General features: G+C 47.3%; 14 protein-coding genes. 4 read left to right on the forward strand and 10 right to left on the reverse strand.

Features of this window, described 5'->3' with window-relative positions; genetic code table 11:
- Positions 1 to 499: 499 nt before the first annotated feature.
- From araA to ACYVR3_RS05805, 4 genes are all read right to left on the reverse strand, one after another.
- Positions 500 to 1,924, reverse strand: a complete 1,425-nt coding sequence (gene araA / locus ACYVR3_RS05790) for an L-arabinose isomerase (protein WP_461243468.1) — start codon at positions 1,922 to 1,924, stop codon at positions 500 to 502.
- Positions 1,925 to 1,957: 33 nt separating this feature from the next.
- Entirely contained in the window at positions 1,958 to 2,686 is a 729-nt protein-coding gene (locus ACYVR3_RS05795) for an L-ribulose-5-phosphate 4-epimerase (RefSeq protein WP_461243469.1), read from the reverse strand.
- A gap of 34 nt (positions 2,687 to 2,720) precedes the next feature.
- Positions 2,721 to 4,322, reverse strand: coding sequence for a xylulokinase (locus ACYVR3_RS05800; protein WP_057151782.1), 1,602 nt, complete (start codon positions 4,320 to 4,322; stop codon positions 2,721 to 2,723).
- A gap of 693 nt (positions 4,323 to 5,015) precedes the next feature.
- A complete protein-coding gene (locus tag ACYVR3_RS05805; RefSeq protein WP_461243470.1) occupies positions 5,016 to 6,092 on the reverse strand; it encodes a substrate-binding domain-containing protein in 1,077 nt (358 codons plus the stop codon).
- A 186-nt stretch (positions 6,093 to 6,278) separates the two neighbouring features.
- On the opposite strand from ACYVR3_RS05805, the gene ACYVR3_RS05810 reads away from it, so the two are divergent.
- Positions 6,279 to 7,313, forward strand: a complete 1,035-nt coding sequence (locus ACYVR3_RS05810) for an aldose epimerase family protein (protein ID WP_054735865.1) — start codon at positions 6,279 to 6,281, stop codon at positions 7,311 to 7,313.
- Positions 7,314 to 7,613: 300 nt separating this feature from the next.
- On the opposite strand, the gene ACYVR3_RS05815 is transcribed toward ACYVR3_RS05810, so the two are convergent.
- The 4 genes from ACYVR3_RS05815 to ilvA form a co-directional block, all read right to left on the reverse strand.
- Entirely contained in the window at positions 7,614 to 8,066 is a 453-nt protein-coding gene (locus ACYVR3_RS05815) for a hypothetical protein (RefSeq protein WP_461243471.1), read from the reverse strand.
- 384 nt (positions 8,067 to 8,450) lie between these two features.
- Positions 8,451 to 9,914: a sugar porter family MFS transporter gene (locus tag ACYVR3_RS05820; RefSeq protein ID WP_461243472.1), complete on the reverse strand. Its 1,464-nt coding sequence runs from the start codon at positions 9,912 to 9,914 to the stop codon at positions 8,451 to 8,453.
- 384 nt (positions 9,915 to 10,298) lie between these two features.
- On the reverse strand, positions 10,299 to 18,023 hold the full coding sequence (locus ACYVR3_RS05825; protein ID WP_461243473.1) for an MBG domain-containing protein: 7,725 nt from the start codon (positions 18,021 to 18,023) through the stop codon (positions 10,299 to 10,301).
- Between the two features lie 462 nt (positions 18,024 to 18,485).
- Entirely contained in the window at positions 18,486 to 19,751 is a 1,266-nt protein-coding gene (gene ilvA / locus ACYVR3_RS05830; protein WP_461243474.1) for a threonine ammonia-lyase IlvA, read from the reverse strand.
- Between the two features lie 343 nt (positions 19,752 to 20,094).
- Here ilvA and ACYVR3_RS05835 point away from each other — a divergent pair, with 343 nt between their 5' ends.
- Together ACYVR3_RS05835 and ACYVR3_RS05840 are read left to right on the forward strand one after the other, a co-directional pair.
- The gene (locus ACYVR3_RS05835; RefSeq protein ID WP_461243475.1) at positions 20,095 to 20,640 is read left to right on the forward strand and encodes a hypothetical protein; all 546 of its coding nucleotides are present in this window, start codon (positions 20,095 to 20,097) and stop codon (positions 20,638 to 20,640) included.
- 87 nt (positions 20,641 to 20,727) lie between these two features.
- A complete protein-coding gene (locus ACYVR3_RS05840) occupies positions 20,728 to 21,192 on the forward strand; it encodes a helix-turn-helix domain-containing protein (RefSeq protein ID WP_461243476.1) in 465 nt (154 codons plus the stop codon).
- A gap of 127 nt (positions 21,193 to 21,319) precedes the next feature.
- Here ACYVR3_RS05840 and ACYVR3_RS05845 read toward each other — a convergent pair whose 3' ends face one another.
- Together ACYVR3_RS05845 and ACYVR3_RS05850 are read right to left on the reverse strand one after the other, a co-directional pair.
- Positions 21,320 to 22,570 carry an oligosaccharide MFS transporter gene (locus ACYVR3_RS05845; protein WP_461243477.1) on the reverse strand — a complete coding sequence of 417 codons (1,251 nt, stop codon included), beginning with the start codon at positions 22,568 to 22,570 and terminating at the stop codon, positions 21,320 to 21,322.
- Positions 22,571 to 22,583: 13 nt separating this feature from the next.
- Positions 22,584 to 23,558 carry a glycoside hydrolase family 43 protein gene (locus ACYVR3_RS05850; protein ID WP_461243478.1) on the reverse strand — a complete coding sequence of 325 codons (975 nt, stop codon included), beginning with the start codon at positions 23,556 to 23,558 and terminating at the stop codon, positions 22,584 to 22,586.
- Positions 23,559 to 23,980: 422 nt separating this feature from the next.
- Between ACYVR3_RS05850 and ACYVR3_RS05855 the strand changes: the two genes are divergently transcribed.
- On the forward strand, positions 23,981 to 24,871 hold the full coding sequence (locus tag ACYVR3_RS05855; protein ID WP_461243479.1) for an ArsR/SmtB family transcription factor: 891 nt from the start codon (positions 23,981 to 23,983) through the stop codon (positions 24,869 to 24,871).
- The last annotated feature ends 550 nt before the right edge of the window (positions 24,872 to 25,421 follow it).

Here is a 25,421-nt window from a genome sequence, read left to right on the forward strand (position 1 = left end):
CCGGACTCGCCTTACATGCAGCTCTCAGTCTCGCGCAGCACCATTCGGCGTGGTGGCCAGAAAGCGCGTGGTTGACAAATTTCCACAACTTCAGGAACCCTGGAAATGACAGTTTAAGTGGCGCCGAATTTTGTAGTATGAACGAGCACTTTTGACCGCGGCTTTGGCGAGCGAAGCGACGACAAAAAAACACCCCGCAAACGTGGGCGCGTTTGCGGGGTGTTTGCCTATATTAGAAAAAGGGTTACCTGTTTTTAGTGGGTTGCCTGTGACGAGCTTACGGGCAACATTGGTTTCGGCGCTTATTAGACTTCGTCTTCTTGGTAGTCGGGATACTTGGTGAAGCTTGTCGTCTTTGGTATCGTTCTGGCTACCGCGCCGAAATGCGTTCCGAGAAGCAGATTGCTGCATGTAAGGCGTCTTGGGTAAAACCCCAGGCCCGGGGCTTTCACCCAAGACGCCTTACACTCCGCAATCTAACCGCTTCTCTCCACGCTCTCTACTTAATATTAACCAAATGCAAGTTAACCATAGCAGAGAAGTCTTCCATTTGTTGGGCAGTCACTGCGAATGAGAAGACGGTGTGGTGACCACCACCATTTTCGATCCAAGCCTTTGAACCAGCCTTTAAACCGGCTTTAGGGGTCCAAAGTTGCTTAGCAACTGGCAAGAATGGAGTTTCAGCTTCAGGCTTGTTGCCTTCTACTTCGTACATGATCATCCGGAATTCGTCGCCGAAGTCAGCAACAGTCACGTCAATGGCGTCGCCTTCTGAACCGGTGAAGACCAAACGAGCTGGATCTTCCTTACCACCAATATCCAATGGGTGAACTTCAACGCGAGGCTTGTCTGAAGCCAAGGTTGGGTCAACTTCCAACATATGTGAACCGAGGATGGCTTCGTGGCCCTTCCGTAAGTCCAAGGTGTAGTCTTCCATGAAGGCAGTTTGCTTGTTATGGCTCATGATCTTCATCAAACGATCCAAAGCAGCGGTCTTCCAGTCACCTTCACCGGCGAACCCGTAACCTTCAGCCATCAACATTTGCGTTGCCAAACCTGGTAATTCCTTCAAGCCGTAAAGGTCTTCGAAGTTGTCAGAGAAGGCAGTGTAGCCGCGGTCGTCCATGAACTTCTTCAAGCCGAAGTATTCACGAATTTGGTACTTCACGTGGTCTTCGAACATAGCAGGATCGTTCTTACCTGGCGTCAAGGTGTATTCTTCTGAGATTTCGGCATACTTCTTGTCGATGTCAGCGTCAGAAACGGCGTCAACAACTTGAACTAAGTCACCCATTGCCCAGTAGTCAGCAGTCCAGCCTAATTGAATCTGGGCTTCGATCTTGTCACCATCGGTAACGGCAACGTTCCGCATCTTGTCGGCAAATACAGCGACTTTGATCTTGAAGCTTTCGTTGTAAGCCACAGCAACGTCTTCCCAATCAGCAATTTCTGCTTGGGTTTCTTCGTCGCCCCACCAGCCGTAAACGACTTTGTTGTTCTTACGAAGACGAGCGTTGATAAAGCCGTATTCACGGTCACCGTGCGCACTTTGGTTCAAGTTCATGTAATCAAAGTCGATGTCAGCGTAAGGAATGTTGTTCAAGTATTGGGTCGCCAAGTGCAACAATGGCTTTTGTAATAATTGCGTCCCACGGATCCAGTTCTTGGCTGGGCTGAAGGTGTGCATCCAAGTGATGACACCGGCAACTTCGTCGTCGTAGTTGGCATCCTTCATCAACTTAGTGATGTTTTCAGCAGTCGTTGCGACCAACTTGAATTCGATTGGGTAAGGCAACTTGCCAGAAGCATTTAACTTAGCAACGATGTCCTTAGCATCGTTTTCAACGGACTTTAATTGATCTTCACCGTATAAGAATTGTGAACCAGTAACGAACCAGAATTTGTAATCAGGTAACTTTTGCATGATTAATTTCTCCTTTTAAATGTTAGTTAATGATTATTCGTGCTTAGCATGGGTCTTTGATTGGGCGTTGTTTTGACCGTAGTAGGCGTTGGCACCGTGCTTACGGTAGTAGTGCTTGTCCAACAAGTACTGTGGTAAGCGGGTGTTGTCCATGGTCATTTGCATCGTGTGGTAGTCTTCTTCGGCAACCACTTCAAGGACCTTAGAGTTGTAGACGGCCTTGGCTGGTGTAGGACCCCAAGCAAATGGGCCGTGTTGGCTAACCAACGCTGCTGGAATGGCTTCGTAGTCGATGCCACGTTCGTTGAAGGTCTTAACGATGGTTTTACCCGTGTTACCTTCGTAATCTTCTTCAATTTCTTCCTTAGTTAAGGCATCCGCTGCCGGCACGTCGCCGTAGAAGGTATCTGCGTGCGTCGTGTTCATAGCTGGAATGTCCAACTTAGCAGCCGCAAACGAAACGGCCCATGGTGAGTGGGTGTGCACGATGCCGCCGATCTTTGGGAAGTGGTTGTAAAGGTACGTGTGCGTTGGGGTATCGCTAGATGGGTTCATGTCCCCTTCAACAACTTCACCCTTCAAGTTCACAACGACTAAGTCAGATGGCTTCAGGTCATTGTAATCAACCCCGGAAGGCTTGATGACGAACAACCCTTTTTCCCGGTCGATCCCGGAAACGTTGCCCCAAGTAAAGGTGACGAGTCCGAGCTTTGGCAGGGACATGTTGGCTTCATAAACTTCTTGTTTTAGTTCTTCAAGCATTGTTTATTAAACACTCCTATTTAAGGTATTTGGTTTACTGTTTGATTGCGTTAACGGCTGCGAGTTCAACGTTCAAGCCTTGTTTGTAGGCTTCGATAAATTCGTTGCAACCGGCCACACCAGCGGCGTCTGGTTCGATCGTGGTGCCCTCGGCATCAGCGAAGACTTGTTGATCCAAGTAGTCCGCTAAGTTTTGGTTGTGGTTGTCTTCGGCGTAGAGTGCCAAGACTGCCATGCCCCAAGGACCACCCTCACCGGCGTTACTCATCACGGTGATCGGCGTATCCAAGGCATCGGCCAAGACTTGTTGGCCAATGATTGGCGTCTTGAACAACCCACCTTGAGCGATAAAGCCGTCCGCTTTGATGTGTTCTTCATTGGCCAAGATATCGTTCCCAATCTTCAGTGGGGCGAAGGCTGAGTACAGATGCGTCTTGATGAAGTTCGGCAAGTTGAAGCGGCTGTTTGGTGTCCGCACAACCATTGGCCGGCCTTCAGGCATCTTGGTGATGTTTTCACCAGATAGGTAGGCGTAGCTCAAGATACCACCGGCGTTATCTTCAGCGCGTTTTGTGCTGTTGAACAATGCACCGTAAAGGTCGTTGGGCTTCAAATCAACGCCAATTTCCTTGGCAAATTCACCGAACAGACCGACCCAAGCGTTGATGTCTGAGGAACAGTTGTTGGTGTGGACCATGGCAACGGGTTCGCCGCTTGGCGTTGTCACCATGTCGATGTCGCGGTGGACGTTAGCCATTGGTTGGTCCAAGACCACCATGGAGAAGGCTGAGGTTCCGGCAGAAATGTTACCGGTCCGCGTCCGAACGGCGTTGGTTGAGACCATCCCAGTCCCGGCATCGCCTTCAGGGGCAGCCATCACTGAGCCGGCTTCCAACTGACCGCTCTTATCCAATAACTTGGCGCCTTCAGCACTCAAGGTGCCGGCTTGTTCGCCCGCTAATTTAATCGCTGGCAAAACGTCGATCAAGCTCCAGTTGTACTGGCGAACGCTCTTTTGTTGGTTAAACAGGTCGATCATCTTGCTGTCGTAACCCTTGGTGGCGTCATCGATTGGGAAGACCCCGGAAGCATCACCGATACCCAAGACCTTTTCACCAGATAACTTCCAGTGAACGTATCCCGCTAAGGTCGTGATGAAATCAACGTCCTTCACGTGATCTTCTTGGTTCAAGATGGCTTGATAAAGGTGCGCGATGCTCCAACGTTGTGGCACGTTGAAGTTAAATAACTCAGTTAATTCATCGGCAGCTTGTTCGGTAATGTTGTTCCGCCAAGTCCGGAATGGCACCAATAGGTTGCCTTCCTTATCAAATGGCATGTAACCGTGCATCATGGCACTGATCCCAATTGAACCGATCTTTTGTAAGGCCACGTGGTAGTGATCCGCCACGTCATTGGCCATTGCCGTGTAACTAGTTTGGATGCCCGCCCAAATCTTGTCGACCGGGTAAGTCCAAATGTTGTTCACCAATTCGTTTTCCCAGGTAAAGTCACCTGAAGCCACCGTTTGGAAGTCGTCAGTGACCAAAACCGCCTTGATCCGGGTCGAGCCAAGCTCGATACCCAACGCAACTTGACCAGCCACGATTTTAGCTTTGACTTGGTTTGTATCCATTTCGAAGTCCTCCAGAAATTTAAACTTATCTCGTTTACTTATCGATATGTTAATCGCTTACAAGACAGATTATAGCTTATTCATTCGTATCAATCAAGATTTATTTTATTTGTACGTATAAAAAGAGTGCGGAGCAAAACGGTTTGAAGTCGGAGCACGTTTCGGCACGGTAGCCAGAGCGTGGAACGAAACGCTTTGGGAGCGGCTTACACATAGCGCCCAGTTTCGTGGCGCACGTTTCGGCGCAGAAGCCAGAACACGCAACATCGACAAGTTTCACCACCAAGCTAACCTGTGGAACCCCCAATCCACCTAAGCGCCGAAAATCGCCGCCAACTTACACCCAGTAAAAAAACGCGGCTTTGCCCAGCGAAGCGCAGGCAAACAGCCCACCAAATCTCCCCAACACAAAAAAGCACCGTAACTTCCCGACTAGGAAATCACAGTGCTCATCCAATTCATTCAATCAATTCTCACTCGACCTACCGCTTCTGCCGTTTTCGCGCAAACGGATGTTTATGCCGGGCCTGAGTGGCCTGTTGCTGTTTCAAAGCTCGACTTGCGTTCGTCTCCTGCTCAATTCGATCCGCTACTGCCGGGCTCAATAGCGATCAGCGTTAAAAATGGCGCATCGTTGCTTAATGACTGTAATTCATCACCAAACACCAATGTGCCATCATCTAACTCAATTAATTATCGTTTCGCCACTGAATTGCGAATAATCAGTTCCGGTTCGTAAACAATGTCTTCGACCGGTTGCTTATCGATCATGTTGATCAACATCCCCGCCGCATCGTGACCCATCTTTTCCTTTTCGTGCACCATCGTGGTGATGGCGGGTTCCATAAATTGCCCTAGGCTGTAATCATCAAATCCGGTTACCGATACGTCTTCCGGCACCTGCAGATCTAACGATTTCACGAGGTCAATCACTTGAATTGCCAACTGGTCGTTATAGCACATGATGGCGGTTGGTCGTGGTTCAACGGCTAGCGCCTGTTCGATCTGATCCAGCGTCTTCTTGATTGGATCAGTCGTCCGGTACATGATGACGTTGCTTTGAATCATCACATCGGCGTTACGTTGATAAGCTTTGATAAAGCCGTTCATCCGGTTGATCCCTTGAACGTCATCGATTTGGAACACGCCCAAGATGCGTTGGTGGCCTTGGTCGATCAGGTAGTCCGTCATCCGTTTCATGGCGTCCTCATCATCCGTGGTCACCGAAACGCCGTCGATTTGTTCGTACTTGGCGTTGATAAATACCGTTGGCAACTTAAGTTCTTGGATTTTTTGGTACAAATCCGCGTTCGGCGTCTGCAGCGTACTTTGGGTTGGTTCGATGATCAGCCCCGCCACGTTGCTCTCCAGCATGGTAATCAGCGACTTGCGTTCTCGCTGTGGGTCATTGTGGGTGTTTGCCAAGAGCATCGCAAACCCGTTATCCGAAATGATTTGGTCAGCCCCGCTAATGATGCTTGGGAAGATATAATCCGCGATGTGCGTTGCGATAACGCCAATCATGCGGTTATTGCTGATGCTGTTGGCCTTGGCGCTTTGCCAATCGTTCACGTACATCCCGCCACCCTGGATCCGGTAGATCAGGTGCTCGTTTTCCAAGTCCCCAACGGACCGGCGCACCGTGTAGCGGCTAACCCCGTACTTATTCATCAGTTCGGTTTCGGTTGGTAACTTTTCACCGATCTGATACTCACCAGCCAAGATTTTATTTTTAAGTGCTTCTTCAACTTTTTCGTATTTTGCTTGCATGACGTCGACTCCATTTAGCGTTCATTTTAAGTAGTTGTTCGAATTTTTTAATAAATTCATTGCTAATCGGCCAAAAAGCATTGACATTTGTCCGAATAATTATTATGTTCGTAATCGTATTCATCTTAACACACAATGCGAAAATCCCCGAAAGTTTTAATAAATTATTTCTAGGAGTGACAAATTATGAAAGCGTTTCAAGAAGTGTTTGACCAATACCAAGGCCACGATGTAACCGCCTTTCACCTTGAAAATGACAACGGTGTATCAGCTGTTATTTTAAGTCAGGGGGGTATCATCCGCGAAATGAACCTGCCAACCAAGGACGGGAGCACGCAAAACATTCTGTTGGCTTACCCAACCACGGCGGACTACTATTCAAATCCGTTCTACGTCAACATGATCATCGGCACCGCCGCTGGCCGGATCAAGAACGGTGAATTTACCATCGACGGCAAGACCACTAAGGTAGCGCCAAACGAAGGTAACAACACCCTCCACGGTGGCCCTAACGGCTTTAATACGGCTAACTGGACCGGTGCCGTAGCTTCTAATGATGAAGCCGCTACGTTGACCTTAACGCACCATTTTGAGGCTGGTGAAGGCGACTTTCCAACCATCGACGTGGCCGCAACTTACACGTTGACTAACGACAATATTTTGAGCGTTGGCTTCGCCGCTCAATCTGAAACGCCAACCATCTTCAACCCAACCTACCACACCTACTTCAACGTGGCTGGTAGTGAAACGGTTAAGGATCAAGTGTTGCAATTAAACAGTCCACGCCACTTGGACGTTGACGGCGAAAAGATTCCAACTGGCAAGTTCTTGGACAACACCAACACGCCATTTGATTTCCAAACACCCGTTACGTTGGGGAGCGCCATTGACCAAATGCAGGATACCGACGAAAAGGGCTTCGATGACATCTTCGAAGTTGTCCCTGACGCCCAAACTCAAGCCATCGCTAAGTTGAGCGATCCTGAAAGTGGCCGTGCGGTTACGTTGCATTCTTCACGGAACGGCTTGATCGTCTTCACCGCCAACTCATTCACGCCTGACATGGCATTGACCTTGGGCGCTGGCAAGCCTTATGAAGGGGTTGCCTTGGAAGCCCAAAACTTGTCAGACGCCACTCGGTTTGATGATTTCGGTGACGACTATGTCTTGATGCCTGGTGAACATAAGGTTTATGCGATTGGGTATCAGTTTGAGTTTTAGGGTGTTGGATGGCGCTCTGAAACCTGCTCTTAGATAAACATTTTAGTCAGTCTTCGCTGTTGAGGGCTGGCTTTTTATGTGTTTTAAGGTATAGATGCAACCTCATCGCATAGACATTCTGGCGTGATATTTGTGACCACTTAGGCTAAACTATTACCTACAAAAGTGTATAAGGTTAACACCTAGGCCAGTCACAACTACCAGTGGTTAGCTATTTTTGTGCGACGAATGGGCGCATAGAAACTCGTCAATACCTGCGTAAACAAAAAGGACGCTCAATAGCGTCCTTTTTGTTTATCCTCATTTCCAATAATACCACCGCCGCCACTCCTGAAACCGAAACTGTACCCAGTCATCAAACGAGGCAAATCGTTCTGGAAGCCGCCCTTTTCGGTAGATTGGTTCCAGTTCTGGAAGCTGTTCAAACTCGGGTTCACGATCATCAGTATCTCGCAAACGAGAGTACGTCCACCACTTTTCAGGTACCGGTTTAGCAAGCATCACGCCTCTACGTTCAAAGGTCTTCCGCGTCATTTCAATCTCAGCTTGAACACTAGACCAAGGCTGACGCAAAACGCCATCAATAACGTCATATTGATCAATGCCAATCCGTTTATAAGCTGCCCTAGCACGGTGTGGGTAGTCATCAAAAACACCCGCATTAACGCGGCGCCGATATTGACGATTAGCAATTTCCTTGCCACCACTCATGTGCATCTTAACAATTGGATGGTGCCGATAACTTCTACTCATGGTTATTTTTCAGTTGCGCTACCCTCACGCTGACCTAGCACTTGAATGAGCCAGCTAGTAGTCGCAACTCTCCTTTTAGTGCCATTACAGCACGGGAGAAATGTTTTGGTAGGGTTGGATCATGTGATAGACCTCCTGCCCGAGTTGGATGTGGTTGGGTTCTGTCGAGCCTTTTAAGTTAACATACATCCGTTATTTTAAGCAATTGATTTGACCCATGATGTTCATTTTCTAAATTAAGTCACCTTTTCACGTCATCGCTAATATCGCAAAAAATGCCTAAACCGTTCAGTAACGCTCAATCCACGCACGAAAAGCACTGCCATTCCATACTAGAACGACGGTGCTTTTCAACATCTATTCAATTAATCAATTCAACTCAAATTAGTTAGTCCCTGGTTCCCCAGCTTCAACGTGACCCTTAGCGTGGGCACGTGAACGAAGATCAGCTTCCAATGATTCAAGCGTCCGGTTACGAGTTTCGATGGTGAATTTGGCAATGAACCAAATAGCAACGAAGCAAAGTACGCCGTAAACGATGAACAATTTAGCAATCCCTTGGCCTTCGGCGTTAACTGCGTGTGCAGGAGTGAAGGCAAGTAATAACATTGGGAATGATTGTGAAACACCGAAGTTGGCAGCCCAGTTGATAACGGCGCCGAATGAGTTACCTAAACCACGAATGTTCAATGGGAAGGCTTCACCAATCATAACCCACATAACAGGGCCCCAAGTTGCTGAGAAGAAGGCGATGTAAAGGGTCAATGCGATAACACAGATCCATGAACCCAAGTTACCGTTACCGGCTTTCAATACCAACATAGCGGTTGACATCACTAAGAGTGACGCACCCATCCCGATGGCACCGTAAGTCAACATCTTCTTACGATCGATCTTATCCATGATCTTAACGGCAATCGCAGTCACAACCACGTTGAAGATCCCGATAACGATGTGAGATTGAAGCGCAAAGTGTTCGCTAAATCCGGCAGAGATAAAGATCTTTGGCGCATAGTACAACACAGTGTTACAACCCATGACTTGTTGGAAAATCGCAAGTCCTAAGGCCATTACCAACACGGGACGAGCCATTGTACCGAATAATTCTTTGAAACCGCCTGAAGGAATCGAAGCTTGTAACTTGATATCTTCCAATTCTTCGTCAACGGCACTGTCATTTGCATTAATTTGAAGTAAGACGTTCCGGGCATCGTCTGCACGGCCCTTTCTAACTAAGAAACGAGGTGATTCAGGTAAGAACAAGCCACCCAAGAACAAGAGAGCGGCAGGAACAGCGGCTAGGCCAAGCATCCAACGCCAGCCGACAGTCTGTGACAAACCAATCATACCCTTTGGTGATAACCATTCGTTAGAAACGTAGGCCAAGAAGATCCCAGTCATGATCATCAATTGGAACAAGGTCCCAATCCCACCACGCTTGTCAGCGGGTGCCAATTCGGCAAGGTAGGTTGGAATCAAGGCTGAGGCACCACCAACGGCGATCCCTAACAGTACCCGTGAACTAACCAATACGGCGTAATCTGGCGCAAACCCAGAACCAAGGGCCCCGATAAAGAAGATAATTGCAGAAGTCAGTAATAATTTCTTACGACCTAATTTATCAGATAAAGGTCCGATAATAGCGGCCCCAACAATGGCACCTAACAGAACAGAAGCGGTAATGAAACCGTCTTCAAAAGATCCCGCCTTAATCCCTAATTCTTTCCCAATAAACAACATGGCACCGGAGATAACCCCAGTATCATAACCGAACAGTAAGCCACCAAGGGCCCCAAAGAAGTAAATGAAGTTAGTCGACATTTTCTTCGGACTTGCATTGCTTGCCATATACTAATTCCTCCCATTCAACTGAATGATAATTGCTAAAACTCCAATAAATTTAGAAAGCAAACAGTAAGCGCTTTCTTGTATGATATGTACTATACAGTACTTAGTTAGTTTTTTCAACCAACTAATCAAAAATATTTTAACTTTTTTGATAAGTTAAACCGTTTCCATGACTTAAATCATTGACAAATCTAGTTTTTGTGTTCTCGGAAGCTAACCTAATCGGGCGCGATGACCCGTCAAATCATCAAACATCGCCATCTACGCACAACAAAAAGTAGCTTACCGACTTAAAAACTCAAGTTCGTTAAGCTACTTTTTAATGATGGGCTGTGCGACTTCCTTAGATCGCGTTTCTCCGCAGTCACGTCATATAGATTCGTTCTACTCGTCCTCATGCCGTTTCTTGCGCCGTAAGCCCGCTAACCCAAACATGCCGGTTAAGAGGCCTAAAATACCAGCCGCCTTCGCAGATTCGCTTGCCGCATCATTGGTCTGCGGTAACTTATTAGCCGCCTTGTTTGTGGTGACCGTTCCAGCGTCGCTATCAGCGGTAGCGGTTGCTGATACGACCGTATCGTTAGCAACGTTCGATTGAAGTTGCTCAGTCGCAATTGCGTTAGTTGTCACCGCATTTCCGTTCGCATCCGCTGTCCCGTTTTGCGTGTCACCAATAAGCTTATCCGCTGGCTGACCAGTCGTTGATGTCGAATCTGTCGATAACGCGGGCGTCTCAGGTTGAGCCGCTACCGATTCATCCGTACTCGTGCCAGGTTCAGCACCAGTACCTGGCTCAGTGCCGGTCTCGGGTTCGGTTCCAGTACCCGGTTCAGTGCCGGTCTCGGGTTCAGTCCCAGTACCCGGTTCAGTCCCAGTGCCAGGTTCAGTCCCAGTGCCAGGTTCAGTCGTTACCGGTACGTACGTCACCACTGTATTTTCACTCAGATCAGTTGGAACAGTTGGTGGCAGATAGCCCTTCGACGGATCAGCTGAATCAGCTGGTTGGAGGGCATTCCCGGCGCTATCCGTTGGCGTGTAACCTGGAACGTCCGGTACGATTGGTGTCGTCGGGGTCGTTGCCTTGGTTGCGTCAGTTGGATCATTCGGATAGGTCACAACCAGTGGGTCACCGCCAGTTGGTGGGGTGATTTGGTACTGCCCCATTGCGGTGTAGACGTAGGTTACGGTTACATTACTATCTGGGACTTTCCCCGTTGCGTTGACCGGGGTCGTCGTTAGGTAGTAGCCGTTGATGACCTTGGCGTTAGTGCTGTAATCGGTCTGATAGGTCAATCCGGTCTGTACATCCGCTGGTGCAAGTGATGTGCCGGCACCATCAACATAATTGACCGTTAAGCTGTAATCATGGTTAATCGTGTACTTAATTGGCGTATCGACACCCGGATTCGTTACTTCTGGTAGCCGGTAGCCCTGACTTGGGTCAGCCGAATCAACCGGTACCAACTTGGTACCATCTGAAACAGCTGGTGTATACCCTGGCACATAACTGACGACTGGCGTGGTCGGTGTTAAAACCTGACTCGGGTTAACCGGATCATTTTGATAAGGCACCGTTGTCGTTTCGCCATCAGTTGGCGACGTCACCAAGTAATTGCCCAATTGACCGTAAGTGTACGTAACATCCTGATTGCCGTGCCCCATCTTACCCGTTGCGTTCGCTGGTGTCTGGGTCAGATAGTATCCGTTGATAACTTTTGCCGTTGACGTATATGGATCGTTGTAATTCAACGTCTGCGTCTCTGGATCACTGATTGCGGTTCCGACGCCATCAACGTAATTTACCGTCAAGACGTAGTTGTTATCGGTAATGGTCAACTTGCCATTGATCGTCGTGATGAGGTAGTTCTGGTTAGCAGCGGCATCAGCCGTCACCGCGATGTCATAACTACCAACCGCCGTATCACCACTCACATCCGTTAACGTATAGACCGGCGCAACCCCTTGCGCTGGTTGCCCAGTGACAGTGGCCACGATTGGCCCATACGCAGTCCCGTCAAATGCCTTAGTAACCGTTGGCGCCGCAATGGTGATCGCAACTGGCGTAATAACAACCAGACCATTTTGGACATCAGCAGCGTCAAAGTCGAAGTTCGGGTTAGCCGCTTGTAATTTGGCCAAGCCGTTCGCGCTCAACGTAACACTGTATTTACCAACGTTTTCACTGGTAATGCCAGTCGTATCAAAATCCGTTGCGGCCAACGTTGGTACCGTGAATGTATCGGCGTAGTTGCTTGGTGCCAAGACGGTAAAGGTTGCTGGGGTCGTCGTGTGGTCACCATCGTAAGCTTTAGTAGCGCCTTGAACCACAATTGAAGTTGCGAGTTGTGGGTTGGCGTCAGGTTGGGCAGGATTGGCTGGTTGATCAGGCGTGTTCGCCGTTGTTGGTGTGGTTAACATGGCCTTAGCGATGCTCAGTTTTCCCGCCACCGTATGAATCTCATAGTTGCCGTTAGCGCTTGCATCAGACGTTACCACAATTGGGTAGTCTCCGGCATCGATAGCGTGAGTTAAATCAGTCAGGGTATAAACTGGGGCGACACCTTGCGTTGGCACCCCGGTGATACTTGCTGCCGTGACGGTTCCGGTGTAGCCTTCACCGTCATACGTCTTGGTCAAGGTTGGCGCCACGATAGTCACCGGCGCCTTTGTGATGCTAAATTGGCCAGTCGTAATCGAAGCCGTGGTCAAGACGTAGTTCGGGTTAGCCGCTTGCAACTTCGCTAAACCGGCGTCACTCAAGGTTACGACGCTATTACCAACATCTTGACTGTGGGCAGCCACCGTAAAGTCGGCCGCCGTCCAGTCCGTTGGTGCAACTAACCCAGTACCCAAGCTTACTTGGAACGTGGTTGGGTCAGTTGTGGCATCCCCGTTGTAGAATTTGGTTTCATTTAACACCGTAACATCAGACGCCGTCGTAGCGGCAGGCGTAATCGTCAACTTACCGGGCACTAGCGTCATCGTGTAATTACTGTTCAGCGAAGCATCAGTATCTACGAAGATCACCGCACCGGTGTACGTCCCAGCATCGATATCGTGACTTAACTCACTCGTGTTTGCAAATGCACTGTAGTCCAGGCTGTCACCGGTCGTTGGCAAGCCAGTCACCGTCAAAGTCGTCCCATCCAACGTAACTGGGGTCGTGTAAGCCAGCCCATCATAGACCTTGGTTAAATTAGGTGCAGTCACCGTAATCGCTGCCGGCGTAATCGTCAACTTACCCGTCACTAACGTCCGATCAACATTGGCAAAACTGACCCCAGCATTGGCCGCAATCAACTTCGTCCAACCTTGATCACTCAACGTCACCGGATAGCCATCAGTGTTGACATCTTGACTGGTAATGCCGGTCTTATCGAAATCAGCCGTCGTCCAAGTCGTTGGGGCCGTTAAGCCAGTTGGCAAATTAACGGTATACGTTGCTGGATCAGTCGTGGCATCGCCGTCGTAAACTTTAGTGCTGCCCACAAGGGTAATCCCGGCGTCTGCAGGTAGCGCATAAACGACCTTGAAGATTTGGCTGGCACCGGTCGCATCACTAGTCGTATCAAACGTTCCCTGAGCTGCTAAAGCGGTTGCCAATGAGGTGTAGGTACTGTTACCAGTTGCATCCGTGATTGGCGCCCCACTACCGTTAACGACTTGAATCGTGTATGGAATGCCCACTTGTGCCAAGTCAGCATCAGTTGTCGTAAAGCTGATCGTATCGGTTCCCGTTTCAGTATCAGGTTGCGTTGTCGCCGCTACATCACCGCTGGCAGTATCGTTAATGCCGGGGTAATCGGAAGTTAATTGCGCTGAACTGACTTGATAATGGTTAACCAACACCCCTGAGCCGTCTGCTAGGAACGTTGTTGGGCCCGTTGTGTTAACAAAAACGTACCCGGGAATCGTTGGCACGGTATTTAAAACCGGATCCCCCGTCTGCCCAAACAAACCGGTCACAACGTAACTGCCATTAACTAATGCAACACTTGGCATGACACCGGGATACCCATTGATTGCGTTACCATCCTGATCAACGTTTTCTATCGTTGCCTTCGTATCGTAATCATCCGTCGCCGAACTGGTGAGCAGGGCCGTTGCCGCACTAGATTTCAGCGTACTATAAATGGTGGCCGACTTATTCGTGTTCGTGTCACTAGTTGGCGAATAAAGATCACCAATATAAGTTATCTTGTTCAAACCCGATACTTTATCAGCTCGAACGATAATACTCTTAATGGCCGCCCAATCAGTCACTTGATCAGCCGTCAACAGTTCACTTGGCAAGGTCGTCGCCGGGTCAATCGTCCAAGCAGTCCCATCCGCAAAATTCAATGCTGTACCATCCGTTGAGTAGCTGACAGCATCAGTCGCATAATAAACGGTACTCGTATCGCCCTTAACGTTGTTGGTGACATCACTACTTTGCTGAAGGGCTCCCGAAAGCTTGAGGGTGAAATCGGCCGTCTGACCACCCGCCGCATTTGGATCAGTCTGTCCCACTTGTGGCAAATTCGTCACATCCCAGACAGTCGTTACATCAGCCGTAAAGTTATTGACGATGGGGATTTGAAGATGCTGCAGTCCTTGAATCGTATCACCTATTCCAGTGTAGTCTACTACCGGGTAGTTATGCGCCGTACTTGAATAACCCGTCATGCCATCAGCTGTTCCTTGAATGGTTGGCGTGTTCAACAGACTTTGTGGGGCAATGATGGTATAACGATCATACAGATCACCATTATTTCTCAACGTTGTTGTTTGAATCACCGTACCATCTGACAATGTCAACGTTGAAGCCACCCCATTATTTAAAGTGGCTCCCTTTAGGCTTGCTGTATCAAATTGAATCGCCGAAGTCCCAGTTGGGAGTGGCGACGTGATTTCTTGCATACCTGCCGTTGATGAAATGCCTAAAGCCGCCAATTGTGTGGCATTCTTTTTATCATAGGTCGTCCCGCCGTCAGCCGTATAAACGTACTCGGGCGATGGTGCCTGACCAAAATTGGCAAGCACAGTACTGGTCGCAGTTGGGTCAACTTTGAACGTAAAGGTGTAGCCATCATTATTGTTAGTGGTATACCCGGTCCCAGTCCAATCCATCTTCAACACCGTTTGGCCATACTGATTCTTTAACGATGTAAACGTTGGGACAATGGTGTTTTTAGAGCTATACGGTAAGCCATTCGTTAGCTGCAACGTCATTTGTTCCGGCACTGTGACGTAAACGATCGGTTCAAAGATCCCGGCTGCAATTAACCCATTGTTCCCGCTTAAATTATAGGGTGAGCCATCATAAGCATCTAAGTTGTTTCCAGTGGTCCCATCACTATAACCATTCGTATTGTACGAGAGCGTTGTGGTCCCACCTGGCACAACGATTTTATTATCATTAGCTAAGCTACTGCCAGTAGAATTACCACCATAGTTAATAAAATTAGGATTAATGGTTTGAACCGCAACGTTCATCGATTTTGCGTCATCATGGCCATCAGCCGAGATTGTCACTGGCATCTTGTAGGTCGTTCCCGTAACCGCGTTATCATTGGCATAACCTAGTACCGTAAAGTGGTAAGCATTCACGTCACTCGCTGGAAACTCTGGCACGATTCGGTCAAAGGCATCCGGATAAATCGCACTTTGATAATTAATAGTATATTGTTCAATTTTACTGTCAGTTGCGAGTGCTTCACCAGTCGATAACTGTCCGGCCGTATCAATTTGACCCGTTAGTGGATTCCAACTTTGACCCGCAGCTAAGGTTTGAGTCACCGAATTCCCGGTTGTATCGGTCGCAACAACCTCGTAACTAGTCGGCGTATTATCATAGTAGGTCCCGATATTGGCAATTGGCATGACGATCCCGGTTGACGTCAACTCATCCGGAATGGTCATCGTAATACTTGGTATTTTCTCGGTGGTTGATCCATTTGAAATGCCCAAGATACCAATGATATCACTGCTAGGATCACTACCAATGCCGCGCTTAATGGTCCCCGTGTACCCGGTTACTGACGTTGTCCCAGTGGTGCCAGTAAGCGTCGGTGTCGTCAATCCCGTAAACGTATTGGCGGTATCCAATTCGTCACCGTTATCGATATTCGTTTCACCAAAGTATAGGGTACTGCCATTAGCGTATGTCATATACCCGGAGGCGCCCACACTGCCATCAGTTGGGGTCGCTTCTAACGAGGTATATTCACCAATAAAGTAAAATCCAGTCGCGTTATTGAAATTTCCCAAGTACGCATTCGCTTGATCCTGTTCCGCAATAATTGGCGTGCCCACCCCACCGGGTTGAGAAATCGTTAATGGTTGCAGGGTTGAACCGATGCTTGGAATCGTCAGCCAGTAATTCAAAACCCCTCGAGCCTCAGCAGTCTTATTTAACGCAGTAGTCATCTGCGTGTCCAGCTTAAAGTTCGATGGTACTGGAATCGAAGCATAGAATTTATCAGTATAATCTGATCCGCTAAAATCAAACCGAGCGCCATAGATATATGGTTCATTCGTCGTTTTTTCTGATTGATTGACGGCAAAAATCGTTCCCTTCGTTATTTTGATGTTTGGATCCAAGGTAAACGTTTGGGTTGCCGTTGGTACTACCTCATTATTAATCGCCAGTGTAATGGTCTGCTGGGCGCCTGAAGCGATTCCCCTCAGTAGATTGACTTGGCCAACGTTGACCGCGTAAATCTGGTTACCAGTCCCTGGCAGTGTCCAGGTATACGTTAAACTGCCATCGGTATTATTAACTACCGTTGGCGTGCCATTGTACGCTTCGAAGTATGCGCCCTTGGAAGTCGTAAACGAAAAGGTATCGCCGGCAGTCCCCGTCATCGTTATCTTAAGGGGAATTTGTTGTCCGGAAGTGAACTTATAGCTATCACCAGGCGTCGTAGCGGTCGTATCCTTGCTGCCACTAATATCCGTGCCCCAAGTCAACGCAACCGTATCAGTTCCCGCATAGTCATTTGGATCAACAATTTCCCGGAAACTGGCCGTTAACCCCTGCTGTGCAAGCGCTGTCACCACAGCTTGATAAACGGCGCTACTAGGGGCATTGACGATCAAATCCCCATAAGCATCTAGTTCAGTCGTCACGCCATCTGGTAAACTAGCCCGTTCTTGGGCGGCTTGGGCATTTACTAAAACGCTGGCAGAAACACCCTTTTTATCTGATTCCAGTAAAACGCCCGCTTGAACCAGTTCTTGACTCATGTTATTCACAATTGTGGCCGCTAAATTCAGTGATGACACTGCACTATCCAGATTTGTCACTGATTGACTATCAGCTTGGGCGACAGCGTCCGTCACAGATTGCACTTCATTGGTTGCGTGGGTGGCAAGCGCGGTTAACGCCTTGTCCGTTGGAATGTTGTCAGTCTCACTTTGGTTGGCAACCGTCGCTCCTTGCGTCACCGTTGTTGCAATTTGACTACTGATATCGGTGGCCTGCTTCACCAATTTTTGACCAGTTTCGACACTGTAAGTCGTCACTTTAGTAGCTGTTGTTGGTGACTCCTTGCTGGCGGCTGGGGTCGTTGTTGATTGCCCATCGGTAGTCGTTGTTGACTGCGTTGAAGTCGTTGGGGTTGTCGCATCCGTCCCGTTGATGACAGTTTTAGCCTTAGTCTGATCAGCCGTTGACGTCTCGGATTGAGTACCCGTTGACTCAGCCGCTGTCGTCGCCGTTTCGGGCTGATTTGTTGCTACCTCACCAGTACCACTTGTCGTTTCGGACTGACTCGTCGATGTGTCATTAACACTACTTGCCGCTTCGGACTGATTCTTCGCTACCTCATCAGCACTGCTTGACGAGCCATCCGCTTGCACACTGGTTGCCGGATCAGTCACTTGACTGGTTTTCAGCGTCACTTGCTGCTGATCAGTTGCCGTACTGGTCACCGCACTCGTACTAACTGCCGCGTCAGTCGCAGCATGAGCGGTTACTGAACTATTATCTGGAAACACAACTAAGCTAGACGAAAAAAGCGAAATCCCAGCAATTAGCCAGAGTTTCCCTTTCTTGTATAACTTATAGTGCCGTTTTTCTTCCAGACTATCCCTAAACAGCTTAGACTGATTTTGATGATTTTTCATAAAAAGCCCCTCCTGCTCCTAAATGTCTCATCTTACCGGTGATTCCCGCAATCACCTACTGCTCAAATGCAACGCAAGTCGCCTGCACTTTAGCCCCCTAATGATGATATCCCAACTCGTTTCCACACGAGCTAGTTGACTTACCAGATGAGTATATTCGCTCAAAAATCCGAGACAACCCATCCTTATTACCGTCTAGTATAAATCAGTTACTAGCAAAAATTAACCATTAATTTTTCAATTCAAAATTGCTTTCCAACTCTATAATTGTTCAACCAAAAGGCCATGCATGGCTATTGGTCATGATACAACTTTAGAGTAACATTCTAATAAAATACATACAACCGATAATAACTGGATACGATTAAAAATAGGCCGCTGAACTCGAAACTCGAATTCAACGACCTATTTTAGTTATGCCACCAATCAGTTTATAGCAGCAATTAATCAGCGTCAGTTGGACTAAACCAACATCCGATACAACCGCTGATTCTCCTGCAGATTAATATAGTTCGGATCAAACTTAGCCAACCGTTCCAATAATCGATCCAGATTCTTGGCGTCACCTAACCGAACCCCAATCAACACTGGCCCTTCAGCACTGTTGACCTTCTTCGTATATTCAAACTTCGTGATGTCATCATCCGGGTTCAACACCACGTTCACGAACTCCCGCAGTGCCCCAGCCCGTTGCGCAAAGTTGACCACAAAGTAGTGTTGTAACCCTTGGTAGATCAACGACCGTTCTTCAATTTCTTGCATCCGGTTGATGTCATTGTTCCCACCAGAAACCACACACACCACGTTCTTGCCGGCCAAATGATCCTTATAGACTTCCAAAGCTGCAATACTTAAGGCGCCCGCTGGTTCAGCAACTAACGCCAACTTGGTATAAACGTCTAGAATCGTCGTGCTAACTAGTCCTTCAGGCACTTCGATCAACCGATCCACGTTTTCCTGACAGGTGGCGTAGGTCAGCTCGCCCACTTTTTGAACGGCCGCGCCATCCACAAACTTATCCACGGTCTCAAGGGCTTGAGGATGCCCCACCGCAAAGGCTTTAGCCATCGAGGCCGCCCCGCTGGGTTCAACCCCCACGATCGTCGTTTGCGGACTGACCGCCTTCGCGTGAGTACTGATTCCGCTGATCAACCCACCACCGCCAATGGCTGCGAATAGGAAATCGATGGATTTAGACTGTTCCTGCGCATCGTTGAAGACTTCAACGGCTAAAGTTCCTTGGCCCGCCATGGTGTTTAAGTCGTCAAATGGCGCGATGAAGGTCTGGTTGTGTGCCTCGCTAAAGGCGACCGCAGCAGCATTTGCCGCATCAAAGGTATCACCAACCAGTTCGATTTTCGACTTGTCGCCGCCAAAGAACTTCACCTGATCAATTTTTTGTTTCGGTGTCGTCACCGGCATAAAAATCGTGGCCGGGATATCCATTTTGGCGCTAGTCCACGCCACCCCTTGCGCGTGGTTTCCCGCACTGGCACACACAACGCCGCGCTGACGCACATCGTCTGGTACCTGCGAAATGGCGTAGTAGGCGCCGCGAATCTTGAAGGACCGAACCGCTTGTAAGTCCTCACGTTTCAAATAAACGTTACAATTGTATTTCTGTGAGAGATACGCACTGTACTGCAACGGCGTGTGAGTGACCACTGGCGCTAACACCTTGTAGGCCTTTAACACCGCTTCATCCGTTAAAACTGAACTTGTTGTCATTAATTACCATCCTTTTTGATTGAAATTGACGTGATGTCGTCATTAATATCGTTTGACCCTATGTAGCTGCTACACGCTCTTGAATCTAAGTTACTTATAAGATAAATAATAAATGAGTTTTCTCATTATTTTATCATCTTATCACACTACTTAGCCATGTCAACGGTTAATCAGACACTTTTTCTCGACTGAGTATTATCGGTAGAATCCTGTTTATAGCGTAATAAGATTTGTTAAACTGAGGCAGATAATGTCTCATCAACCTGATGCTATAATGAGGTTAAATAACGGTGCATCATCACCCAAAGCGCCACTTAAAATAAGTACAAGGAGGTTCCCACTCATGACCCTCACCATGTCGTTAACCAGAATCATCACCTTCAATCCCCCAGAATCTAAAAATCAACCCAACTTTGACATCTCACTGCGCGATACCAATCAGACCGTTCCGGGGATTCAAGTCGACCAAGCGCTGTCAACCTTACTGCACCCACTTGGCCAACAAACCAACCAAGTTGGGACCTTCGCGATGGAGTGGACCGACGCCTTCTTTTTAGATCAGTACTTTCAACGCCACTTTCGCCACGAACAGTCCTACCTGCACACAATCGACATCACTTGTAACTTCCAAGATTTGACCAAGTTAAATCGGTTACTCAAATCAGCAACTCAAGCTGATCATCCAATTGACGAACTCCCTTTAACCGATGCTGAAAGCCCGACTAACCGCGTCTACCGCTCCCAACTGTCAAGAACGAGTTGGTTCATCGCGCTGGAAACCAAATCGATGACGCAACTGATCAATGCTGGGTTGGTGAATGGCATTGATTCGCGGGCGGCGACGAATAGTTTGTCGGTTGTTTATCGGTATGAGGCGGTTGAGGGGTAGCAACTTCATTGATAATGGCGTGCTTTATTATTTTGAATTAGAATATCATGCTATATTGTGATTAATTACTTGAAGGAGGCTCACACAATGGCTAATTCCCCAATTTCAGAACAACAAGTCTTAAAACAGCTCAATCAATACACCCATACTATCGAGACAGCACCTCGAGATTCAACTGAATTTTTTGATGCAACTAAAGCTTACAATCAGCTCTTGCACCCAACTATTAACATTCGCGATTTGGTATTTTTAGGTAAAAATCTTGATCACTCGATGACGAATGCCAAATTGGCCAAATTGATCATAGCAGCTCGCAACGACCAAGACCTATCTGACGTCTTAGATATCAACGAAGACGCTCGAGTCGCTTACAAATTCAAACATCTCCGTCAAGCCAAACATATGACCCAACAAGAAGTTGCGGCCAAATCTAAAAATTATACCCAGAGTCAAATTGCTAAAGCCGAGCTTGGTCAACTATCATTGAGTCTGTCACGTTGGCAAGCACTATTTGAAACGTTGGGTGCAACTGCGCACTTTGTGATTGCTTAACCCATTATTTTTCCTAATCAAAAGTGGCACGACATTCTGCTAATTCGCAAAATGTCGTGCCACTTTTATATGTGAGTTGTGTGAGTTACCTGTATCAAATCAAACTAACTATATTAATGAGCCTAAATTAATCGTTCTTAGGTCCTTCAACTTCACCAGCTTGGACAGGATCTTCCTTCTTCAATGCGAAGGCAGCGAAGATGGTAACGACGGCAACGATAGCACCCAAGACGAAGTAAGTGTGTTGGAAGCCCATTGAGTCGTACATTTTCCCAGCTAAGAATGAGAAGACGAAGACTGAAATTTGCTTAGCAAAGTTCGACGCTAACGCGTACACTGTGGCGTAAAGACGAATATCGAAGGCCCCGGCAACGTATTTCATAATTGAAACCAATACCAATGGCATTTCGAATGACGCCAACAACCGAAGGAAAACAACCCAGAACAAACTTGGTGAAAGGGCACTCCCAAGAATCCGGATGGCCAAGATAACACCGTAAGCGATCAACCCATTACGTGAACCGATCCGGTTGATGATCCATGGCATTGGGAACATGAGTAAGAATTCCAACCCGATTTGGGCAGTGGTCATGTAGCTGTATGCCTGAGTCCCTGAAGCGGCCGTGTGGAAGAACGTCTTGAAGAAGATGATAAATTGTTGATCAAACACATCGTACAAAGCTGAAGTCCCGATGTAGAAGATTGACAAGTACCAGAAGTTCTTCATCTTGAAGATTGAACCAATCAAGCTGGTATCCAATGAACCTGAAGTATCACCGGCAGCTGATGCATTTTCCAAGTGAACCTTATCAGAGAAGATCAACAAGAGGGTCAAGCAGATACCCATGAAGGTACATGCCCAGAAAATTGAGTTAGGGCTCCACAGGAAGAGTTGACCACCAGCGAAGGATGCACACATCCCGGCTAATGAACCACCCATCCGTGAGTGACCATATTCAAACCCGTTAGCTAAACTAGCACGTTGAACGTACTGTTCAATAACGGAAACCCCACCATTGAAGATGAAGCTTAAGAAAATCCCGGTAATGACGGCAACTAAGCCGGCATTCATTTTAGATAATGGCAAGAATAACCATTGGAAGTACGGGCCGATTAAGATAGCGGCAACCGCAATGGTAATAATCAAGTTCTTTTTGAACAGTAACCGGTCAGATAAGACCCCGAATGCTGGTTGGAATATCAGTGAGATCCCGGCCATCATCGAGAACACAAGTCCGGCAGTGGTACCGTTTAAGTGACCAACTTGTTCCATCCACAGGGTCAAGTACCCGTTGATGATTTGCCACATAAAGAAGTACGTAAAGTGGGTTAATGGAAAACCCCAGAAATCTTTCTTTTTACTAGCTGTTTCGTTCAAGGTTATTCACTCCTTAGTCGTAGTTGTAAGGGACAGGCTTGCCAAAGTTTGGTGTGCCATCGTCATTCCAAGTAAAGGCTTGAACCTTCGTGTGCCGGTTTGGATCGTACAACGGATCGCCTTTGATCTCGGTGTAGTCACGGCAGTGGTAGACGAGAATATCGGTTTGACCATCTTCGGCAACTGTAAATGAATTATGTCCTGGGCCATATTGGTGTGTTTCCATATCGCTACCAAATACTGGCTTAGCAGACTTACTCCAGTTCGCTGGGTCCAACAAATCAGCATCATCGCTAACTGTCAGCATCCCCATTGCGTAATGTTCGTCGGTTGCACTAGCCGAATAAGTTAAGAAATAACGACCATTGCGGTGAATAATAGCTGGTCCTTCATTGACCCAAAAACCAATTGTTTCCCAGTCATATTCTGGCTTGGATAACATCACTGGTTTCGTCTTCAGGGTCCATGGGTTGCTCATTTCAGCGATGTACAGGTTGGAGTTCCCTTTGATTTCGGGATCCTTTTGGGCCCATACGTAGTAGAGTTTGTCGTTTGCTTCAAACGTGGTGGCGTCGAGACAGAATGAATCCATTCCGGTTTCAACTTGACCATGTTCGAACCAGTTGTCTTCGTTAGCCATTGGGTCTTCTGCGTCACATTCGATACAGAACATCCGGTGTTGGAACATGCCTAATTCGTCCAGAGCAGTTGTTTCAGAGGCTGCAAAGTACACGAACCATTTACCGTCAGTGTAGTGCAGTTCTGGTGCCCAAATCAGTTGTGACATGGGACCGCTTTCATGCTTACGCCAAATTGTCCGTGGTGCAGCATGTGCCAATCCCTCCAACGTTCTTGCACGCCGGATTTCAATTAAGTTGTATGCTGGTACTGATGCAGTAAAATAGTAATAACCATCAGTATGCTTGTAAATGTATGGATCAGCCCGCTGTACAATGAGCGGTGATGAATATTGCTTGGTGTTCGTCATGGTTGCAGTCTCCTTGGTGCCAGAGTGCGGAGAGAAGCGATTAGAAAGCGGAGCGTAAGTGACGTTTGCCAGAACTCCCGGGTTTTGGGAGTTGTGGTGAACGTCGCTTACGTGCAGCTTTCTGCTTCTCGGAGCACGTTTCGGCTAGATAAAATTTCCCCAGAATCTCAGAGGAATAAATCTTAATAATGATAATCTAAATTCCAACGCTAGAATTTATATGATAACTCTTGTCGACGAGATAAGCATACGGTCAAATGCAAGCGATTACAATATGCTTTTTAGTTTTTTTTAAATTTTTAGCCTTTATTGAAAACGTTTTTATTGTTATAATCGTTAAAAATAAGCTTTTTATTGTTAAAAAAGCAATATAAATATTGTTAATTAAATAACAAGCAATAAAAACATTGGAGGTAATTGGTATGGAAGCTGATATTTCAGATAGTTCACTGCCCGTCTTCAAGGCCCTCGCAAGTCCGGTTCGAATTCACATCATTCAAAAATTGTCCCGGCGTAAAATGAGCGTTTCGGAACTGGCAACCGATCTTAACCTGAGTAGTACGATCATCTTGCTGCACCTCAATAAGTTAGCGGATGCCGGGATCATTAAGTTTGAGCGCGTTGGTCATAATAAGGTTTCTCGCTTACAAGTGGATAACATTAATGTCCATTTTCCACAGATGATTTATCCTGAATTTGAATCCTATACCACTCAGGTACCAGTCGGTCACTTTACCAACTTTAACGTGACCCCTTCCTGTGGATTGGCTGGTAAGACTGACTATATTGGCAAGGTTGATAACCCCGCCTACTTTGCGGATCCAGAGCGGATGAACGCCGGGATGATCTGGTGGTGCAATGGGTTTGTGGAGTATCAATTTCCAAACTACCTCGCTAAAAACGATAAGTTAGAGATGCTGGACCTCTCTATGGAGCTGGGCTCCGAGTTCCCATTTTCCAACAACGTTTGGCCGTCTGATATTACGGTCTACATCAACGGAACCGAAATCGGCACTTGGACCAGTCCTGGCGACTTCTCAGATATTCGTGGCAAATACACGCCGGAATGGGTGCCAGACAACGTTAACCAGTACGGGATGCTGAAGACTTTCCGGTTGACTCACGATGGGAGTTTCTTGGACGGTCAGCCATTTACGGATGTGTCGTTGGAAGATCTGGATACGCATCGTGAAACCTTCTCCGTTCGGTTTGCGATTAAGAAAAACGCTAAGAACAATGGTGGTTGCTGCATCTTTGGGCATGGATTTGGCAATTATAATCAGGATATTGAGATGAAGTTGTTTCATAGTTAGAACGTGAAATAGGCACCTTGCTGAAACCCTAAAGTTAGGGTTTAGTAAGGTGCCTATTTCGTGTGAGTTTTTAGTCAATGTATTTTATTCTAGCGCAGCAATTGGAGCAGATTAAAATCAATAATAGTATTAATTAAAATTTATCAAATAAATTTAAGCATCGTTGACTATCAAAACGTCCTTTTAATCAGTGAGCTTTTTTCACTTATCCAGCCATCGTGTTTTCAAAGTCTCAAAATTTTCAACTACTTTCCCAGTATCATTTATCAGCCCTAACTCTTCTGGCTTCGCAATCAACATCGCGTACTCAACACATCAGGCGGTAAATGGGGATAATCATCTAGGCTAACTCTAGTAGTCACCATAAACATCTCCTAAATGGTTTGGTGTCTTTAGTATATAGCACCGATTAACTACCGCCAAACCATCAGCCTTCGCTGACAAACAAAAACGGCGATGAATTCTGAACAAAATTCATTAAAATATTGGGCGAGATACCCACGTTTTCAAACGTGGGAGGAAAGCCCGCCACTCCTCTTTTCTGTAAAAT

Source organism: Secundilactobacillus muriivasis (assembly GCF_054785195.1).